The organism is Alcaligenes sp. Marseille-Q7550 (assembly GCF_965112015.1).
This window is the reverse complement of record NZ_CBCOPU010000002.1, coordinates 154,926-174,027: the sequence shown is the minus strand read 5'-3', so window position 1 is coordinate 174,027 and position 19,102 is coordinate 154,926. Positions and strand designations below refer to the sequence as shown.

Below are 19,102 nucleotides of genomic sequence, written 5' to 3'. Positions count from 1 at the left end.
CGCCGGCCTTGAGGCCGGCGCAAAGGCATGTAGTCAAGGAACGATATTCGTCCATTCCGCCGTCAGGAAACGGTCCTGCGCCAGTTGCCGCGCACGCGCCAGTGTGGCGGCGTCCAGTTCCACTTTTTCCAGCGGCGCCTTTTGCTTGAATTCGGCCAGCATGGCCTCTATCACCGCCTCGCGGCTCATGCCGGTCTGGCTGCGTATGGGGTCCACGCGCTTCTTGGCGCTGGTCGTGCCTTTGTCGGAGAGTTTTTCCTTGCCAATGCGCAGCACTTCCAGCATCTTGTCGGCGTCGATATCGTAGGCCATGGTCACGTGGTGCAGCACGGCGTTGCCGCGCCGCGCCTGGGCGGCCCCGCCTATCTTGCCGCCGGCGCTGGTGATGTCGTTCAAGGGCTGGTACCAGGCGTCGATGCCCAGGCTGCGCAGGGCGTCGATCACCCATGCATCCAGAAACTCATAGGACTCTTGAAAGGTCATGCCGGCGACGAATTGCCGCGGCACGCTCAGGGAATAGGTAATGGTGTTGCCGGGTTCGATGAACATCGCGCCGCCGCCGCTGATGCGGCGCACCACCTTGATGCCGTGGCGGGCGGCGCCTTCGGGTTCGATCTCGTTGCGCAGGGACTGAAAGCGGCCGATCACCACGGCGGCCTGCTGCCATTCCCAGATGCGCAGGGTGGGCGCGCGCACGCCATCGCTGACATCCTGCGTGATCACTTCGTCCAGCGCCATGTGCAGGGCGGCGGGCTGCGGCTCCGTATGGATCAGTTGCCATGGCAATTCGCTCCACCTCGTCATGCCAGGGCCCTCCGCACCACCACGCCAATGGCCTGGGGATCCACGCCGAACATTTCCGTGTCCCGGGGCAGATTGCGGCTGACCTGCGCGGCAATCTCTTCGGCGCTGCTGTGCACGGACAAGCCCAGCAAGGCTTCGTTGATCAGGGCCAGGGTTTCGGGCGGCTCCAGGAAGAAGTCCCCGCTCAGGCGAGCCTGGCGGATGACGTCGTCATCAACATCCAGATCGACAACGACCAGCTTCCCTCCCGGGACTTTGTATTCGGCATGCATGCGGTGTTCTTTCCTCTCGATGCGGCCGCTCTGTGCAACGGGACGACGGCCTCCGATTGATGGTTGTATTCCGCGCGCCATGGACTCCCGCGCGGATTGTGTCGTATCTTAACGCAGTTAAACGTTCATCGCGTCCGGACGACATGCCGGCCCCGTCTTGTTGAGCCCATGTTTTTAATGGTAGAATCATGGGCTTAACATTTTTTCATCCTCTGTCAGCGCCGATTCATTTTAATTTTTGCGGCTGATACGATGGTTTTGGAGTCAATCGTGGATTTGATCGCTATTCTTGAGCAAGAAGAAATCCAGCGCCTGACCGGTGGCAAGCTGCCTCCCGAGTTCGGTCCTGGTGACACCGTCGTTGTCAACGTGAACGTGGTCGAAGGCACGCGCAAGCGCGTCCAGGCTTACGAAGGCGTGGTTATCGGCCGCCGCAACCGTGGCCTGCATTCCTCCTTCATCGTTCGCAAGATTTCTTCCGGCGAAGCCGTCGAGCGTACGTTCCAGCTGTATTCCCCCCAGATCGCCAGCATCGAAGTCAAGCGCCGTGGCGCTGTGCGTCGTGCTAAACTGTACTATCTGCGCGATCGCTCGGGTAAAGCCGCTCGCATCAAGGAAAAACTCGTTCGTCGTTCGGGCAACTGATTCCCGACGAGCTACGATGCAAAGGCACCCAGGCGGGTGCCTTTGTTTTTACGTGAGAACGATGCCGGCCCCTATCATCAAGCCTCATCGCAGGCCTGTCGTAGTTCCGGGGTTCGACCCCCGCAGCCAGCCATTGGTGGCCCTCGATCCGCTGCCTGACCTGCCTTCGCAAGCCCTGCAGCTGGACTTCATGCGCAGCGCTTTCGGCCAGCCCGTCCAGTGGCAGGTCGAGCCCTTGTTCCGCAGTTCCTTCCATCCGGATTTCCTGCCCGGGTCGGTCAATATCCGCGCCGCCGTCTGCATCGGCGTCATTCAGCGCCCGGACGGCCCGTCCATCATCTTCACCAGGCGCGCCACTCATCTGCACAATCACGCCGGCCAGATCAGCTTCCCCGGGGGGCGCATCGAGCCTTCCGATGTCGGTCCGGTGGAAGCCGCCCTGCGCGAGACCCAGGAGGAAATCGGCATCGAGCCGCGCTTCGTGCGCTACCTGGGCCAGCATCCGATTTTCGTGACCAGCACCCAGTTCGCCATGCGCCCCATCATCGGTGAACTTCAGGCGGGTTTCACCGTCGTGCCCGACAGCGCGGAAGTGGCCGAGGTCTTCGAGGTGCCGCTGTCCGTGCTGCTCGATCCGCAGCGCCACCAGTTGCATCACGCCATCCTGCCCGACGGCACGCAGCGCCAATATTTTTCCATTCCCTGGGGGCCGTACTTCATCTGGGGCGCCACGGCCGTGCTGGTGCGCAATCTGTATCACCACCTGTCCGCGGCATGGAATCAGTTGTCGGCCGGCGGAGACGCACGGCGGTAAGACCTTGAACAGGCTCCAGGGCCACGGCCCGGGGCTTCAGTAACGCGGCTTGTTCTCGTGCTCGGCCAGCAGACGCTGGTACAGGGCATGACGGTCGGGATGTATGGAGCCGGCCTCGATGGCGGCCAGCACGCCGCAGCCCGGTTCGTGCCGGTGGCTGCAGTTGTAGAAACGGCAGGATTCGACCGCCTGGCGGAAGTCCGGGAAACCATGGACGATGTCCTCTTGTTCCAGATGCGACAGGCCGAAGGCCTGGAAGCCAGGGCTGTCGATCAGGTCTCCGCCTTCGGGCAGGTGATACAGACGGGTGCTGGTGGTGGTGTGCCGGCCGGTGCCCAGCGCCTGGGAGTGTTCCTGGGTCAGGGCGCGGGCCTCGGGCACCAGTGCGTTGAGCAGAGTGGACTTGCCCATGCCGCTTTGCCCCAGCAGCAGCGTGCGCTTGCCGGCCAGCCAGGGAGCCAGGGCCTGGCGCGTCTGCGCGGGGTCCAGGGCCACCATTTCCAGGATGGGCACGCCCAGGGCGGCCGTGGGCGCCAGCTTGGCCCGCGCCCTGTCCAGGGATGCCGACAGGTCGGCCTTGTTCAGGATGATGACCGGGGCGATGTCCGCGCTCCAGGCGGCCACCAGGGCGCGGCCCAGCAGGTCTTCGGAGTAGGCGGGTTCGGGAGCGACCACGATCAGCAACTGGTCGATGTTGGCGGCGAACTGCTTGGTGCGGAAGTCGTCCGACCGGTACAGCAGGTTGCGTCGTTCCTGTACGCGCTCGATCACGCCTTCGTCCTTGCCCTGCAGCAGCACGTCCACCTGGTCGCCCACAGCGATGCCGGCTTTCTTGCCGCGCGGAAAGCACTTGATGCTCTGGCCGTCAGGCAGCTCGACGAAGTAGTGGCGGCCGTGGGCGGCCGTCACCAGGCCGCTGAGTGTGTTTTTGCTTGTCATGCCAGGCTTTTGAGGTGTCTTACGCGGTCGACGGCGTTGGGGTGGCTGTCGTAGAAGGCGGAATGGATGGGGTCGGGCGTCAGCGTGGCCGCATTGTCATTGTAGAGCTTGAGCAGCGCCGAGATCAGTTCGCCGGCCTGGCTGTGGCCGGCGGCGAAACGGTCGGCCTGGTATTCGTCGCGGCGCGAGAAGTAGGCGGCTACCGGCCCCATCCAGAACGTGAAGGTGGGCACGACCAGAAAGAACAGGATCAGTGCCAGAGCGTCATTGGGGCGGCCCAGCTGGGGAATGACGCCCAGGCTGGTATAGAAGCCAACCTGGGACCAGGCCCAGCCGGCCAGCAGGAAGAAGACCAGCGAGGAGAGCAGGCTGATCAGCAGGCGGCGCTGGATGTGGCGGTGCTTGAAGTGGCCCAGCTCGTGGGCCAGCACGGCCTCGATCTCGGCGGGCTGCAGCTTGTTGAGCAGGGTGTCGAAGAAGACGATGCGTTTATGACGTCCCAGGCCCGTGAAGTAGGCGTTGCCGTGCGCCGAGCGCCGCGAGCCGTCCATGACGTACAGGCCGTCGGCCTGGAAGTCGCAGCGCTGCGCCAGGGCGGCGATGCGCTCTCGCAACTCGGCGTCCTCCAGCGGCTTGAAGGTGTTGAAGAGCGGGGCGATGACGCGTGGATAGAGCCACAGGACCAGCAGGTTGAACGCCACCCACAATCCCCAGGCATACCAGGGCCAGGAGGGGCCGGCCCACTCCATGAAGCCCAGCAGGGCGGCGCACAGGGGAGTGCCCAGCGCCAGCACCAGCAGCAGCGCCTTGAGCGTGTCGGCCACGAACAGGCCGGGCGTCATGCGATTGAAGCCGAAGCGCGCCTCCAGCACGAATTTGCGGTACCAGGCGAAGGGCAGGCCGGCCGCTCCCATGATGGCCAGCACCGCGCCGATCAGGATCAGCTGGCGCAGCAGCTCGTGGCCGATCAGTCTCCCCAGGGCGACGTCCAGCCATTGCAGCCCGCCCATCAAGGTCAGGGCCAGCAGCAGGAAGGCTTCCACCAGTCGTTCGACCAGGGCCAGGCGCGTGCGCGCAATGGTGTAGCGTGCGGCGCGCTGGTGGCTGTGCAGGCTGATGCGGCCGGCGAACTCGGCCGGCACCTGGTTCTGGTGCCGGTAGACGTGCCGGATCTGGCGCATGCCCAGCCAGAAGCGCAGGAATACGTCGCACAGCAGGAAGATGACGAACAACAAGGTCAGCATGAGCACGGGCAATATGTAAAATAGGCGTTTTGAGGAATGATTATATGGCGGTTCAAACACAGCGTCTGGTCTGGCTCGACATGGAAATGACGGGCCTGGATCCGGACAAGGAGCGCATCATCGAGGTGGCCGTGGTGGTGACCGAGGCCGATCTGACCGTGGTGGCCGAAGGACCCGTCCTGGTCGTGCACCAGAGCAACCAGCTTCTTGACGCCATGGACGCCTGGAACAAGGGCACGCACGGCCGCAGCGGCCTGATCGACAAGGTCAAGGCGTCCACCCTGAATGAAGAGCAGGCCGAGGACATCCTGCTGGATTTCCTGAAGCAGCATCTGCCGGCCGGCAAGTCGCCGCTGTGCGGCAATACCATCAGCCAGGACCGCCGCTTCATGTACCGCTACATGCCGCGCCTGGAAGCCTTCTTCCATTATCGCAACCTGGACGTCAGCACTCTCAAGGAGCTGGCCTTGCGTTGGAAGCCCGAAGTGGTCAAAAGTTTCGTCAAGCAGAGCCGACACGAGGCCCTGGCCGACATCTACGAATCCATCGCCGAACTCAAGCACTACCGCGAGCATTTCATCCAGCTCTAAGACCGTCGCGACGGTCCGCGGGCGGCGATCCGCGGGCGGCGGTCCGCGGCCGACCCTCGGCGTCTGCATGCGGCGGCTGGCGCTCCTGCGCCGCGCGCGCTCTCCTGGCCTGGGGATGGGTCAAAGACGGCGGACAGGACATTTTTTCAGGCCTAGGGATTTACCCTTAAATCCCCCCTTGCGCTTCCATATGATACGGTTTTTTGATTGACATCAAATTTTTCGTATTAAATAATGAAGCGTATATGGTTTGCGCTGAAACAAAGTTTTTTGGCGCTGTCTGCACTATTACCGGGGGTTTGTCATGTATGCACAACTCGTAGAGACCGGCGTCAAGCAGGTCAAAGGCATGGACGACATGTCCGAGCAGGAGCGTCAGTTCCAGCAGCGCATCGACGACGGCGTGCGCATCGAGGCCAAGGACTGGATGCCCGAGGCCTATCGCAAGACGCTGGTGCGTCAGATTTCCCAGCACGCCCACTCCGAAGTGGTGGGCATGCTGCCCGAGGGCAACTGGATCACGCGCGCGCCTTCGCTCAAGCGCAAGGCCATCCTGATGGCCAAGGTTCAGGACGAGGCCGGCCATGGCCTGTACCTGTACAGCGCCGCCGAGACGCTGGGCGTCAGCCGCGAACAACTGGTCGGCGACCTGCTGTCGGGCAAGGCCAAGTATTCCAGCATCTTCAACTACCCCACGCTGAACTGGGCCGATATCGGCATGATAGGCTGGCTGGTGGACGGCTCGGCCATCATCAACCAGATCCCGCTGTGCCGCTGCTCCTACGGCCCGTATGCGCGCGCCATGGTGCGCGTCTGCAAGGAGGAGTCCTTTCACCAGCGCCAGGGCTACGACCTGCTGATCCAGATGTGCCTGCACGGCACGCCCGAGCAAAAGGCCATGTGCCAGGATTCCATCAATCGCTGGTGGTGGCCTGCCCTGATGATGTTCGGCCCTTCTGATGCCGATTCCACCAACAGCGCCCAGTCCATGCAGTGGAAGATCAAGCTGTTCTCCAACGACGAACTGCGCCAGAAGATGGTGGACCAGACCGTGCCCCAGGCCGAGTACCTGGGCCTGACCATTCCCGATCCGGACCTGCGCTGGAACGAGGAGCGCGGGCACTACGATTTCGGTGAAATCGACTGGGAAGAGTTCTGGGCGGTCATCAAGGGCAACGGCCCCTGTAACCGCGAACGGCTGCAGGCGCGCGTCAAGGCCCATGAAGACGGCGCCTGGTTCCGCGACGCCCTGGACGCTCATGCCCAGAAGCAGCAAGCGGTCCGCAAGGTCGCCTGAGTGTTTTTGCACGGGGAGCGCCGTCGCTTCCCGACCCGATCCGATACGCAGCGCGCGTCCAGTGTTCGCCGCTGCACAGCGAGGAATTGAAGTATGAGCAAGCATGATTGGCCTCTCTGGGAGGTCTTTATCCGCAGCCAGCACGGCCTGGCCCACAAGCATGTGGGCAGCCTGCATGCGCCCGACGCGGAAATGGCGATCAACAACGCCCGTGACGTCTACACCCGCCGCAACGAAGGCGTGAGCATCTGGGTCGTGCGCGCGGCCGACATCGCCGCCTCCAGCCCGGACGACAAGGGCGCGCTGTTCGAACCGTCCAACAGCAAGGTCTACCGCCATCCCACCTTCTTCCCGATGCCCGACGGCATCAATATGTAGGAGGCCGCATGGACAAGGCGCTGTTTTCCTATGCCCTGAGACTGGGCGATTCGACCCTGGTGCTGGCCCAGCGCCTGGGCGAATGGACCGGCCACGGCCCGGCCCTGGAAGAAGAGCTGGCCAGCGCGAATACCGCGCTGGACCTGCTCGGCCAGGCGCGCATGTGGCTGACGCTGGCCGGCGAGACGGAAGGGCAGGGCCGCGATGAAGACCGTCTGGCCTATCACCGCGACGCCCACCAGTACACCAACTACCTGCTGGTCGAACGCGACAACGGGCACTACGGTGACACCTTGATGCGCCAGTTCCTGTTCGATAGCTGGCATTTCTTCTTGCTGGAAGAACTGGTGCGCTCGTCCGACGAGCAGATCCGGGCCATCGCCCAGAAGGCGCACAAGGAAGTGATGTATCACCTGCGCCGTTCCAGCGACCTGATCGTGCGCCTGGGCGACGGCACGCCCGAGAGCCATGCGCGCATGCAGCAGTCGCTGGACGACGCCTGGCGTTTCGTGGGCGAGCTGTTCCTGGATGACGAGGTGACGCAGTCCCTGGCCGAACGCCAGGCCGCGCCGCTGATGGCGGGCCTGTGGACGCCGTGGCTGGATTACGTCAGCCAGGTGCTCGAACGCGCCACGCTGCGCCGTCCGCCGGAGCAGGACGCGCAGCACAAGGCCTATCGCGGCGGCCCGCAGGGGCGTCATACGGAGGCGTTGGGGTATCTGCTGGCGGAGATGCAGCATCTGCCACGCATGTATCCCGACGCTCGCTGGTGAGCGTCATGACCTCGACCTGGACGCCCGAGCAGGTCATGCAGCGCCTGGCCCGCATCCCCGACCCGGAGATCCCGGTGATCTCCCTGCTGGACCTGGGCATCGTGCGCGAGGTGCGCCGCGAGGGCGAGCTGTGCGTGGTCACCATCACGCCGACCTATTCCGGATGCCCGGCCATGTACGAGATCACGCGCATGATAGAAGAGGCCCTGCATGAAGAGGGCCTGGATCAGGTGCGCGTGGACACGCAGTTGTCGCCGGCCTGGACCACGGACTGGATGAGCGAGCAGGGCAGGCAGGCGCTGCGCGGCTACGGCATCTCGCCGCCCGCCCAGCGGTCGGTGGACATCTCCGGGCTGCTGCGCCAGCCCGACGCGCCTGTGGTGGCCTGTCCCCAGTGCGGCTCCACGCACACCCGGGTGATCAGCCAGTTCGGCTCCACGCCCTGCAAGGCGCTGTATCGCTGCATAAGCTGCGGCGAACCTTTCGATTACTTCAAGGCGCATTAATATAGGCCCAAATATGAGTCAGTTTTATTCCCTCCCGGTGGCCTCGGTCTCGCGCAGCACCCGCGATGCGGTGGTGGTGGCCTTTGCCGTGCCGGATGAATTGCAGGACGTGTTCCATTTCCGTCCCGGCCAGTACCTGACCCTGCGCACGCACCTGGACGGCCAGGAATTGCGCCGTTCGTACTCGATCTGCGCGGCTCCCCACGACCGCCTGCTGCGCGTGGCCATCAAGCGCGTCAACGACGGCGCCCTCTCCACCTGGGCCAACAGCCATCTGGAGGCCGGCGCCACGCTGGAGGTCATGCCGCCGGACGGGCATTTCACGGTGGAGTTCGACCCCGCTCAGGCGCGCCGCTACGTGGCCTTCGCCGTGGGCAGCGGCATCACGCCCATCCTGTCCCTGGTGAAGACGGCCTTGAACACCGAGCCGGATTCCTCGTTCACGCTGTTCTTCGGCAATCGCGCTTCCTCGGCCATCATGTTCCGCGAAGAAATCGAGGACCTGAAAAACACCTATATGGAGCGTTTCTACATCGTGTATATCATGAGCCGGGAGACGCAGGACATCGACCTGTTCAATGGCCGGCTCGACGGCGACAAGGTGCGCCAGCTGATGAAGCTGTGGTTCGATCCGTCCACGGTGGACGTGGCCTTCGTCTGCGGTCCGCAGGACATGACCGAGCAGGTCATTGCCGCCTTGCAGGAAAACGGGCTGGAGAAGTCGCAGATCAAGTTCGAGCTGTTCGGCGCTCCCAAGGGGCCGCGCGCCCTGCGCACCGGCGAGGAAGCGCGCAAGGCGCCGGGCAAGGAGCAGTGCGAGCTGACGATCATCCAGGACGGCGTCACGCGCAGCCTGACCATAGACAAGAACAGCGCCAGCGTGCTCGATTCGGCGCTGCAGCAGGGCCTGGAACTGGCTTACTCCTGCAAGGGCGGGGTCTGTTCGGCCTGCCGCTGCAAGGTGGTGGAGGGCGAAGTGGACATGGACGCCAATTTCGCGCTGGAAGACTACGAGGTGGCGCGCGGCTTCGTGCTGAGCTGCCAGAGCTTCCCGGTCAGCGACCGCCTGGTCATCGATTTCGACCAGGAAACCTGAGGCAGGGCCGCCCCAAGGTAAAAAGCGCCCTCCGGCAGCAAGCAGGCGAGAGCCTGGGCCGCGCGAGGAGCATTTTTCAGGAACAACAGCATGGTCCGGCCGGTCCGGACCATGCCCGGAGTCAGGAGCAAATTGCATGGCAATCGATTTTTTCAAGACGCACCAAGCCACCCTGGACCAGGCCCTGGCCAGCATCAACGAGCGCACGTTCTGGAGCGCCTACCCCGAGAACCCCAGCCCCCGCACTTACGGGGAGAGCGCCGCCCAGCAGGGCCAGGCAGCTTTCGAGGCCTATCGCGGCAAGCCGTTTCCCCTGACGCTGGAAGGCGCCCAGGGCGAGACCGGCGACGAGCAGTCGCCGTTTGGCTTCGCGCTGGACATCCGCTATCCCAAGGTTCCCGTCGACCAGCTGATCGCCCAGTCGCAACTGGCGCTGGAGAGCTGGCGCGATGCCGGGCCGCAGGCCTGGGTGGGCGTGTGCCTGGAGATCCTGCACCGCCTGAACCAGCGCAGCTTCGAGATGGCCAACGCCGTCCAGCACACCACCGGACAAGGCTTCATGATGGCCTTCCAGGCCGGCGGCCCGCACGCCCAGGAGCGCGCCCTGGAAGCCGTGGCCTATGCCTGGCAGGAAATGGCCCGCATTCCCGGCCTGGTGGATTGGGTCAAGCCCCAGGGCAAGCACGACCCCATCCAGATGAAGAAACAGTTCAAGGTCGTGCCGCGCGGCATAGGCCTGGTCATCGGCTGCTCCACCTTCCCGACCTGGAACGGCTATCCCGGCCTGTTCGCCTCCCTGGCGACCGGCAATACCGTCATCGTCAAGCCGCATCCGGGCGCCATCCTGCCCCTGGCCATCACCGTGGCCGTGGCGCGCGAGGTGCTGGCCGAAGCCGGCTTCAATCCCAATGTGGTGCTGCTGGCCGCCCATGAACCTCAGGAAGACACCGCCCAGCAGCTGGCCCTGCATCCGGCCGTCAAGCTGATCGACTTCACCGGCAGCAGCCAGAACGGCAACTGGCTGGAAGCCAATGCCCGCCAGGCCCAGGTCTACACCGAGAAGGCCGGCGTGAACCAGGTCATCATCGATTCGGTCGAGGACTTCAAGGCCGTGGCGCGCAACCTGGCGTTTTCTTTCGCCCTGTACTCGGGCCAGATGTGCACGGCTCCGCAGAACATCTACGTGCCGCGCGACGGCATACGAACCGCCGACGGCGTCATGAGTTTCGACGAGGTCGCCCAGGGCCTGGCGCTGGCTGTGCAGAAGCTGGTGTCCGATCCCGCCCGCGCGGTGGAGATCACCGGCGCCGTGCAGAATGAAGCCTGCGCACAGCGCATCGACGCCGCCCGTCAGCTGGGCATGCCCATCCTGGCTGACAGCCAGACGCTGGAGCATCCCGCATTCCCCGGGGCGCGCGTGCGCACGCCCCTGCTGCTGCAGGCGCGCGCCGACCAGCCCGAGATCCAGAAGGAGTGGTTCGGCCCCATCGCGTTCGTGGTGCAGACCGATTCGACCCGGCACAGCATCGAGCTGGCCGGCCGCAGCATCGTCGAACACGGCGCTCTGACGCTGTCGGCCTACAGCACCGATGAGCAGGTGACGGCCGAGATCCAGCGCATGGCCGAGCGCGCCGGCGTGTCCCTGTCGCTGAACCTGACCGGGGCCGTTTTCATCAACCAGACGGCGGCCTACAGCGATTTCCACGGCACGGGCGCCAACCCGGCCGCCAACGCCTCGCTGTCGGACTCGGCCTACGTGGCCAACCGTTTCCGTGTAATCCAGACCCGTTGGCATTTCTGAAAGGACGATGGCCGGATGATTTACCAGAATATCCAGTTTGAACTGCAGGACGGCGTGGCCCGCATCACGCTGAACCGCCCCGACAAGCTCAACAGCTTCACCGCCGACATGCATGCGGAGCTGGCCGACGCGCTGAGCCGCCTCGAGCAGCAGCCCGGGCTGCGCGTGCTGGTGCTGACCGGCAATGGCCGCGGCTTCTGCGCCGGACAGGACCTGTCCGAGCGCCAGATGAGCGCGGGCGATGCGCCTGTGGACCTGGGCGCCACCATCGAGAAGTTCTATGCGCCGCTGGTGCGCCGTCTGCGCGCGCTGGCCGCCCCCGTGGTGGTGGGCGTGAACGGCGTGGCGGCCGGCGCCGGCGCCAATCTGGCCCTGGCGGGCGATATCGTCATCGCGCGCCGCTCGGCCAGCTTCATCCAGCCTTTCTGCCGGTTGGGCCTGCTGCCCGACACGGGGGGCACTTTCTTCCTGCCCCGGCTGGTGGGGCCGGCCCGGGCCATGGGCCTGGCGCTGCTGGGCGACAAGCTGCCGGCCGAGCAGGCCGCGCAGTGGGGCCTGATCTGGGAATGCGTGGCCGACGAGGACTTCGAGGCGCGCCTGGACGAGCTGGCCCGCCATTTTGCGCAGGCGCCCACCAAGGGCCTGGCCTACGCCAAGAAAGCCATCTACGCCAGCGACGCGCACTCGCTGGACCAGCAGCTGGACATGGAGCGCGACCTGATGCGCGAACTGGGAGCCAGCCAGGACTACCGCGAGGGCGTCGATGCCTTCCTGGCCAAACGCGCACCTGTTTTCAAGGGGATGTAATGGATAACGTCGTTGTTCCGGAAGACGCACAGCAACTGGCCGAGCAGGTCAGCGAACATATGTACGGCAATGACCAGGCCTCCCAGGCGCTGGGCCTGAGCCTGGATGCGGTCGCGCCCGGCCAGGCCAACATGAGCATGACGGTGCGCGCCGACATGCTCAATGGCCACAAGACCTGTCATGGCGGATTCATCTTCGCCCTGGCCGACAGCACCTTCGCCTTCGCCTGCAATTCGCGCAACGCTCCCACGGTGGCCTCGGGGTGCACCATCGATTACCTGGCGCCCGCCTTCGAGGGCGACGTGCTCACGGCGCGCGGCGTGGAAGCGTCGCTGGCCGGACGCACCGGCGTATACGATATCGAGGTGGTGAACCAGAATGGCCGGCGCATCGCCCTGTTCCGGGGACGCTCGTACCGTCTGAACGGCACGGTGCTGGGCGGGATCGAAAAGAAATAGTTTTATTGACGAGACACCCTGCGGACCCGGGGGGGTCTGTAGTACCAAACGAGTGGCAGGGCAGGAGTACACCATGACAGCAATTCAAGAACAAGTCGGCCGCGATGCCATCGAGCACGCCAGCGTCGACGAAATCCGCAATCTGCAGCTGGAGCGCCTGAAGTGGACGCTGCGGCATGCCTACGAGAACGTGCCCCATTATCGTCGCAAGTTCGACGAGGCGGGCGTGCATCCGGACGATCTGAAGCAGTTGTCCGACCTGTCCAAGTTCCAGTTCACGACCAAGCAGGACCTGCGCGACAGCTACCCCTTCAATATGTTCGCCGTGCCCCGCGAGCAGGTGGTGCGCGTGCACGCCTCCAGCGGCACCACCGGCAAGCCCACGGTGGTGGGCTACACGGCCAAGGACATCTCCACCTGGGCCGACCTGTTCGCCCGCTCCATGTGGGCGGCCGGCGCGCGTCCCGGCGACATCGCGCACGTGGCCTACGGCTACGGCCTGTTCACCGGCGGCCTGGGCGCGCACTACGGCGCCGAGCGCCTGGGCTGCACGGTCGTTCCCATGTCCGGCGGCCAGACTGAAAAGCAGGTGCAGCTGATCCAGGACTTCCGCCCCGACGTGATCATGGTCACGCCTTCCTACTTCTGCAACATCATGGAGGAAATGGAGCGCCAGGGCATAGATCCGCGCGATACCTCGCTGCGCATCGGCATTTTCGGCGCCGAGCCCTGGACCAGCCAGATGCGCCTGGACATCGAGCAGCGCGCCGGCATCGACGCCGTGGACATCTACGGCCTGTCCGAAGTCATGGGGCCGGGCGTGGCCATGGAATGCGTGGAGAGCAAGGATGGTCCGGTGGTCTGGGAGGATCATTTCTTCCCCGAGATCATCAATCCCGAAACCGGCGAGCCCGTGGCCGACGGCGAGAGCGGCGAGCTGGTGTTCACCTCGCTCAGCAAGGAGGCCATGCCGGTCATCCGCTATCGCACCCGCGACTTGACGCGCCTGCTGCAGCCCACCTCGCGCAGCATGCGCCGCATCGGCAAGATCACCGGCCGCAGCGACGACATGCTGATCGTGCGCGGCGTCAATCTGTTTCCCACCCAGGTCGAGGAACTGGTCCTGAAGATGCCCGAGCTGGGCGCCCAGTATCAGCTCGTGCTCAGCCGCAGCGGCAACCTGGACGAGCTGGAGGTGCTGACCGAGGTGCGCGCCGAGCACAACCACCTGGACGAGGCGGCCCGCGAGCAGTTGGCGCGCCGCCTGTGCCACTCCATCAAGACCTTCATCGGCGTGAGCGCGCGCGTGCGGGTGCAGTCGGCCGGCACGGTCGAGCGCACCATCACCGGCAAGGCCAAGCGCGTGGTGGACCGGCGCACATTCTGATCGTCGCGACGGGGTGCCCGACGGCCCTGCCCAGGCAGGGCCGTTTTTGTATTCGCCCGTCTCACGGTATCATTCAGTCTGGCAGGCGGCGCAAGCCGTCTTTCTGTTTTTTCCGTGGCCGACCATGTCCGACACAGTTCCCGGCGCCATTGCCGGCATAGGCACCGACCTGATCCGCATCGAGCGGATCGAACGCGCGCTGGCCCGTCACGGCGAGCGCTTCGTCACCCGCATCCTGGGCGAACAGGCGCGCGTCGTCTATGCGCGCCGCGCCGCGCGCGATCCGCAGCGCGGGCTGCGCTACCTGGCGACCCGCTTTGCCGCCAAGGAGGCTTTTTCCAAGGCCATCGGCCTGGGCATGCACATGCCCATGGCCTGGTCGCGCATGCAGACCCTGAACGCGCCCGGCGGCCGGCCCGTGGTGCGCCTGTCCGGGGAGCTGCAGATCTGGTTCGAGGCGCGCTTTGGCGCCGCCCACATTTCCCTGACGGACGAGTCCGACATGGCCATGGCCTTTGTCGTGCTGGAGCGCAAGCCCCAAACCGGCCGCCATTCCTCCCTATCCGAGTCTGAAACCAAATGAGTTCTTCTCCGCAAGCAGTACTGCCTCCCGGTCCGGTCATGGTCGACGTGCAGGGCACCTCCCTGACCGAACAGGAGCGCCTGCGACTGCGCCACCCCCTGGTGGGCGGCGTCATCCTGTTCAGCCGCAACTTCCAGGACCGCGCACAGTTGACGGCCTTGTGCCAAGCCATCCATGCCGAGCGCGATGAGCCGCTGCTGATCGCCGTGGACCATGAGGGCGGGCGCGTGCAGCGCTTCCGGGAAGACGGCTTCACCACCTTGCCGGCCATGAGCCAGCTGGGCGAGCTGTGGACGCGCGACGCCGTCAAGGCGGCGGCGGTCGCCGCGGACACCGGTTACGTGCTGGCCGCCGAGCTGCGCGCCTGCGGCGTGGACATGAGCTTCACGCCCGTGCTGGACCTGGACTGGGGAGTCAGCAAGGTCATCGGCGACCGCTCCTTCCATCGCAGCCCGCGTGCGGTCTCCATGCTGGCGGCCGGCCTGATCCGGGGCCTGAACAAGGCGGGCATGTCCGCCTGCGGCAAGCATTTCCCCGGCCATGGCGCCGTGCAGGCGGACTCCCACCACGAGATTCCCGTGGACGACCGCCCGCTGGAGCAGATCCTGGACGAAGACGCCGCCCCCTACGGCTGGCTGGGCACCTTGCTGCTGCCTTCCGTCATGCCGGCCCACGTCATCTATTCCAAGGTGGACCCCAACCCGGCGGGTTTCTCGCCATACTGGATCCAGCGCGTGCTGCGCAAGGCCCTTGCCTACGACGGCGTGGTGTTCTCCGACGACCTGACCATGGAAGGCGCCTCGGTGGCGGGCGACATTCTGGACCGCGCCAAGGCGGCCCTGGGCGCCGGCTGCGACATGGTGCTGGTGTGCAACCGTCCCGACCTGGCCGACGAACTGCTGGAGCGCCTGGAGTTCACGCCTGCGCCGGAATCCACAGACCGCATCCGCAAGCTGATGCCAACGACCCCCGCCCTGGACTGGGATGCCCTGCAGGCGGACGAGCACTATCAATATGCCCGCGGACTTCAATCTAAAATCCTTTCTGTCTGAGCTGCCGAATCTGCCGGGCGTGTACCGGCATATCGACGAGCAGGGCGAGGTGCTGTACGTGGGCAAGGCCCGCGACCTCAAGCGCCGCGTCAGCTCCTACTTCCAGAAGAACCTGAGCAGCCCGCGCATCGCCCACATGGTGGCGCGGGTGGCGCGCATCGAGGTCACCGTCACCCGCAGCGAGGCCGAGGCCCTGCTGCTGGAAAACAACCTGATCAAGCGCCTGCGGCCGCGCTACAACATCCTGTTCCGGGACGACAAGTCCTATCCTTATTTGATGATCAGCGCCCACGAGGCGCCGCGCATCGCCTACTACCGCGGCAGCACCAGCGGCAAGGGCCATTTCTTCGGACCCTATCCCAATTCCTGGGCCGTGCGCGAAACCATCCAGATCCTGCAGCGGGTGTTCCGCCTGCGCACCTGCGAGGACAGCGTCTACGCCAACCGGACCCGCCCCTGTCTGTTGCATCAGATCGGACGCTGTTCGGCGCCTTGCGTGGATCTGGTCTCGCCGGAGCAGTACCAGCAGGACGTGCAGCGCGCCATCCGCTTCCTGGATGGCCATACCTCCGAGATCCTGGACGATCTGCAGGCCCGCATGATGAAGGCGTCCGAAAACCTGGACTTCGAGCAGGCCGCCGTGCTGCGCGACCAGATGAAGGCCCTGTCCGCCGTATTGCAGCAGCAGAGCATGGAGCAGGTCGGCAACGACGACGTGGACGTCATCGTGGTGGCCAATGCGGGCGGCAAGTTCTGCGTCAACCTGGCCATGGTGCGCGGCGGCCGCCATCTGGGCGACCGGGCTTTCTTCCCGACGCAGATCAACGACGACACGCCCGGCGACGTGCTGGCGGCCTTCATCGCCCAGCATTATCTGGAGCGCCGCATGCCGCCGGTGCTGGTCTGCTCGCACGCCTTGCCCGATCCGGACCTGATGCCCCTGCTGGCCGAGCAGACCGGGGTCAAGGCGCGGGTGCTGACGCGCCCGCAGGGCGTGCGCAGGACCTGGCTGGAACAGGCGGCCAAGAACGCCGAGCTGGCGCTGGCGCGCGTGCTGAGCGAGTCCACGGCGCGCGCCGAGCGCACCCGGGCGCTGGCCGATGCCCTGCAGTTGGACCTGGACGAGGCCCAGCTGGACGCCTTGCACATCGAATGCTTCGACATCAGCCATACGGCCGGGGAGGCCACGCAGGCTTCCTGCGTGGTGTACAGGCAGCACGCCATGCAGCCCTCACTGTATCGTCGCTACAACATCGCCGGCATCACGCCGGGCGATGACTATGCCGCCATGCGCCAGGTCCTGAACCGCCGCTTCGCGCGCGTGGCCGAGGGGCTGGCCGAGCTGCCGGACATCGTCCTGATCGACGGCGGCAAGGGGCAGGTGGAGATCGCCCGGCAGGTGTTCGTGGAGCTGGGTCTGGACATCCATGTGCTGGTCGGGGTGGCCAAGGGCGAGAAACGCAAGGTCGGCCTGGAAACGCTGGTCTTTGCCGACGGCCGTCCGTCCGTGGCGCTGGGCGTGGAGTCCGCCGCCCTGATGCTGGTGGCGCAGGTGCGCGACGAGGCGCACCGTTTCGCCATCACCGGCATGCGCGCCCAGCGGGCCAAGGCGCGCAACGTGTCCCGGCTGGAGGATATCGAAGGGGTCGGCGCCAAGCGGCGCCAGCGCCTGCTGGCGCGCTTTGGCGGCTTCAGCGGGGTGGCCGACGCCAGCATCGACGAGCTCAGTTCGGTCGAGGGAATATCCACCGAACTGGCCGAGCGCATTTATCATGCTTTACGATAGGCGTGAGCCTTCGTCCATTTAGGTTGGTATCCGAGCTATGCCTTTCAATCTGCCCATCGCCCTTACGTGGCTTCGCATCGTCCTGATCCCCTTGATCGTGGCGCTTTACTACCTGCCCGAGAGCTGGCTGTCCGAGCCTTCGCGCGATCTGTTGGCGGCCCTGGTCTTCATCGTGGCGGCCCTGACGGACTGGTTCGACGGCTGGCTGGCGCGGCGCTGGAACCAGACTTCGTCCTTCGGCGCCTTCCTGGATCCGGTGGCGGACAAGCTGATGGTGAGCGCGGCCCTGCTCGTGCTGCTGGACCTGAACCGGGTGGACGCCTTCATCGCCCTGATCATCATAGGCCGGGAAATCACCATTTCCGCATTGCGGGAATGGATGGCCAAAATCGGGGCCAGTGGTAGTGTGGCGGTTCACCGGCTCGGCAAGTTCAAGACGGCGGCACAGATGGTGGCCATTCCCTGCCTGCTGTACTGGTACCCCATCATGGGCCTGCCGACCCGCATCATCGGCCAGGCGCTCATCGTCGTGGCCGCGGTACTGACTGTCTGGTCCATGTGCTATTACTTGCAGAAGGCCTGGCCGGAAATCAAGAAAAAGCAGAACTGAGCATGTCTGATACGCAAACCTCCACGCTGGACGGGCAGCTCGCCCCCAGCTCGCGCGACTGGCGGGTGATCGGGGTCATCGGGATCGCCCACGCCAGTTCGCACTTCTTCCAGCTGATCCTGCCCACGCTGTACATTTCCCTGGGCCAGGAGTTCGGCTATGACTTCCTGACGCTGGGCGGGCTGGTCACCACTTTTTATCTGGTGTCCTGCCTGGGGCAGGCCTCTTCGGGCTTCCTGGTCGATCGGGTGGGCGCCTATCCGGTGCTCAAGGTGGGGCTGGCCTGCTTCGTGGTGGCGGCCTTGCTCATCGGCATGGCCAACGGCTACGCCATGCTGCTGGCCGCCGCGCTGATCGGCGGGGTGGGCAATGCCGTCTTCCACCCGGTGGACTTTTCCATCATCAATCACCGGGTCAGTCCGGCGCGCCTGGGCCATGCCTTCAGCACGCACGGCCTGACGGGCAACCTGGGTTGGGCGCTGACGCCGGTCTTCATCACGTCCCTGACCATTTATTTCAACTGGCGCGTTGCCGTGCTGGCCGCCGCCGCCCTGATCGCGGCCGTGCTGGCGCTGGTGCTGCTCAACCGCGAGGCGCTGGCCGGCGCGTCCGTTGCGCGCGAGGCGGACGGAGCCAGGCCGCAGAACAAGGAGCCCATCTGGGTGACGCTGTCCACCTTGCTGTCCCGGCCCTCGCTATGGGGGGCGTTCCTGTTCTTCGCCTTTGCCACGGCCGCCATGGCGGTGGTGCAGAACTACACCATTCCCATGCTGCACAACACCTACGGCATCGACAAGGTGCTGGCGGGTTCGGCGCTGTCCGGCTATATGCTGGCATCGGCGGCGGGCATGCTGGCCGGCGGCTTCATCGCTTCCAGCACGCCGCGCTCCGAACTGATCGTGTTCGTGTCCCTGATCGTCTCCGGCACCTTGCTGCTGGTGCTGGGGGCAGGGTGGGTGGCGCCGGCGCTGGCCCTGTTTTTCGTGGGCGCCGCGGGGTTCTGCTCGGGCATCGCCTCGCCCTCGCGCGACATGCTGATCCGCCGCGTCACGCCCAAAGGGTCGACCGGCGCCGTCTATGGGCTGGTGTATTCGGGCATGGATGTGGGCTCGTCCCTGGCCCCAGTGGGCTTCGGGCTGCTGCTGGATGCCGGCCTGAACCAGGCGCCCTGGTACGGCGCGGCCATCGGCTACTGGACCGCCGCCGGCCTGGCCGTCTATGTGGCTTCCACTGTCACCCGGGCGTCCCGGAACTGAAGAA

Annotated in this window: 21 protein-coding genes; 17 read left to right on the top strand and 4 right to left on the bottom strand. The window is 65.3% G+C overall.

The genetic code is table 11. The annotated features are described in order from the left end of the window. Window positions 1-33 precede the first annotated feature (33 nt). Together ACWPWO_RS10120 and ACWPWO_RS10115 are read right to left on the bottom strand one after the other, a co-directional pair. Window positions 34-804, bottom strand: a complete 771-nt coding sequence (locus ACWPWO_RS10120) for a lipoate--protein ligase family protein (RefSeq protein ID WP_454006505.1) — start codon at window positions 802-804, stop codon at window positions 34-36. Continuing rightward, window positions 801-1,076: a biotin--protein ligase gene (locus ACWPWO_RS10115; RefSeq protein WP_454006504.1), complete on the bottom strand. Its 276-nt coding sequence runs from the start codon at window positions 1,074-1,076 to the stop codon at window positions 801-803. The genes ACWPWO_RS10120 and ACWPWO_RS10115 overlap by 4 nt, the downstream gene beginning before the upstream one ends. 270 nt (window positions 1,077-1,346) lie before the next feature. On the opposite strand from ACWPWO_RS10115, the gene rplS reads away from it, so the two are divergent. Then, on the top strand, window positions 1,347-1,721 hold the full coding sequence (rplS, locus tag ACWPWO_RS10110) for a 50S ribosomal protein L19 (protein ID WP_454006503.1): 375 nt from the start codon (window positions 1,347-1,349) through the stop codon (window positions 1,719-1,721). Window positions 1,722-1,782: 61 nt separating this feature from the next. After that, window positions 1,783-2,535, top strand: a complete 753-nt coding sequence (locus ACWPWO_RS10105; RefSeq protein WP_454006502.1) for an NUDIX hydrolase — start codon at window positions 1,783-1,785, stop codon at window positions 2,533-2,535. 36 nt (window positions 2,536-2,571) lie between these two features. Here the strand turns inward: ACWPWO_RS10105 and rsgA are convergent, their stop codons facing one another. After that, a complete protein-coding gene (gene rsgA / locus ACWPWO_RS10100) occupies window positions 2,572-3,474 on the bottom strand; it encodes a ribosome small subunit-dependent GTPase A (RefSeq protein ID WP_454006501.1) in 903 nt (300 codons plus the stop codon). Continuing rightward, entirely contained in the window at window positions 3,471-4,718 is a 1,248-nt protein-coding gene (locus ACWPWO_RS10095) for a M48 family metallopeptidase (RefSeq protein ID WP_454006500.1), read from the bottom strand. The genes rsgA and ACWPWO_RS10095 overlap by 4 nt, the downstream gene beginning before the upstream one ends. Window positions 4,719-4,762: 44 nt before the next feature. On the opposite strand from ACWPWO_RS10095, the gene orn reads away from it, so the two are divergent. The 15 genes from orn to ACWPWO_RS10020 all read left to right on the top strand — a co-directional run bounded on the left by orn (window position 4,763) and on the right by ACWPWO_RS10020 (window position 19,098). Next, on the top strand, window positions 4,763-5,308 hold the full coding sequence (gene orn / locus ACWPWO_RS10090) for an oligoribonuclease (protein WP_394060498.1): 546 nt from the start codon (window positions 4,763-4,765) through the stop codon (window positions 5,306-5,308). A 304-nt stretch (window positions 5,309-5,612) separates the two neighbouring features. Then, window positions 5,613-6,605: a 1,2-phenylacetyl-CoA epoxidase subunit PaaA gene (gene paaA, locus ACWPWO_RS10085; protein WP_394060496.1), complete on the top strand. Its 993-nt coding sequence runs from the start codon at window positions 5,613-5,615 to the stop codon at window positions 6,603-6,605. Between the two features lie 93 nt (window positions 6,606-6,698). Next, a complete protein-coding gene (gene paaB, locus ACWPWO_RS10080) occupies window positions 6,699-6,983 on the top strand; it encodes a 1,2-phenylacetyl-CoA epoxidase subunit PaaB (RefSeq protein ID WP_394060494.1) in 285 nt (94 codons plus the stop codon). Window positions 6,984-6,991: 8 nt separating this feature from the next. Continuing rightward, window positions 6,992-7,756: a 1,2-phenylacetyl-CoA epoxidase subunit PaaC gene (gene paaC / locus ACWPWO_RS10075; RefSeq protein ID WP_454006499.1), complete on the top strand. Its 765-nt coding sequence runs from the start codon at window positions 6,992-6,994 to the stop codon at window positions 7,754-7,756. A 5-nt stretch (window positions 7,757-7,761) separates the two neighbouring features. Beyond that, window positions 7,762-8,262 carry a 1,2-phenylacetyl-CoA epoxidase subunit PaaD gene (gene paaD, locus ACWPWO_RS10070; protein WP_454006498.1) on the top strand — a complete coding sequence of 167 codons (501 nt, stop codon included), beginning with the start codon at window positions 7,762-7,764 and terminating at the stop codon, window positions 8,260-8,262. Between the two features lie 13 nt (window positions 8,263-8,275). After that, entirely contained in the window at window positions 8,276-9,358 is a 1,083-nt protein-coding gene (gene paaE / locus ACWPWO_RS10065) for a 1,2-phenylacetyl-CoA epoxidase subunit PaaE (protein ID WP_454006497.1), read from the top strand. Between the two features lie 136 nt (window positions 9,359-9,494). Continuing rightward, window positions 9,495-11,159, top strand: coding sequence for a phenylacetic acid degradation protein PaaN (paaN, locus tag ACWPWO_RS10060; RefSeq protein WP_454006496.1), 1,665 nt, complete (start codon window positions 9,495-9,497; stop codon window positions 11,157-11,159). A 15-nt stretch (window positions 11,160-11,174) separates the two neighbouring features. Continuing rightward, the gene (gene paaG, locus ACWPWO_RS10055) at window positions 11,175-11,966 is read left to right on the top strand and encodes a 2-(1,2-epoxy-1,2-dihydrophenyl)acetyl-CoA isomerase PaaG (RefSeq protein ID WP_454006495.1); all 792 of its coding nucleotides are present in this window, start codon (window positions 11,175-11,177) and stop codon (window positions 11,964-11,966) included. After that, a complete protein-coding gene (gene paaI / locus ACWPWO_RS10050) occupies window positions 11,966-12,424 on the top strand; it encodes a hydroxyphenylacetyl-CoA thioesterase PaaI (RefSeq protein ID WP_394060482.1) in 459 nt (152 codons plus the stop codon). Before paaG ends, paaI begins: the two co-directional genes overlap by 1 nt. A gap of 73 nt (window positions 12,425-12,497) precedes the next feature. Then, entirely contained in the window at window positions 12,498-13,811 is a 1,314-nt protein-coding gene (gene paaK / locus ACWPWO_RS10045) for a phenylacetate--CoA ligase PaaK (protein ID WP_454006494.1), read from the top strand. A 124-nt stretch (window positions 13,812-13,935) separates the two neighbouring features. Then, complete coding sequence (gene acpS, locus ACWPWO_RS10040) at window positions 13,936-14,394, top strand: holo-ACP synthase (RefSeq protein WP_454006493.1); 459 nt, start codon at window positions 13,936-13,938, stop codon at window positions 14,392-14,394. Continuing rightward, entirely contained in the window at window positions 14,391-15,446 is a 1,056-nt protein-coding gene (gene nagZ, locus ACWPWO_RS10035) for a beta-N-acetylhexosaminidase (protein WP_454006492.1), read from the top strand. The genes acpS and nagZ overlap by 4 nt, the downstream gene beginning before the upstream one ends. Continuing rightward, entirely contained in the window at window positions 15,409-17,232 is a 1,824-nt protein-coding gene (uvrC, locus tag ACWPWO_RS10030; protein WP_394060475.1) for an excinuclease ABC subunit UvrC, read from the top strand. The genes nagZ and uvrC overlap by 38 nt, the downstream gene beginning before the upstream one ends. Before the next feature lie 37 nt (window positions 17,233-17,269). Continuing rightward, window positions 17,270-17,842 (top strand): CDP-diacylglycerol--glycerol-3-phosphate 3-phosphatidyltransferase, encoded by a 573-nt coding sequence (gene pgsA, locus ACWPWO_RS10025; RefSeq protein WP_454006491.1) that lies wholly within the window; start codon window positions 17,270-17,272, stop codon window positions 17,840-17,842. A gap of 2 nt (window positions 17,843-17,844) precedes the next feature. Continuing rightward, window positions 17,845-19,098: an MFS transporter gene (locus ACWPWO_RS10020; protein ID WP_454006490.1), complete on the top strand. Its 1,254-nt coding sequence runs from the start codon at window positions 17,845-17,847 to the stop codon at window positions 19,096-19,098. The last annotated feature ends 4 nt before the right edge of the window (window positions 19,099-19,102 follow it).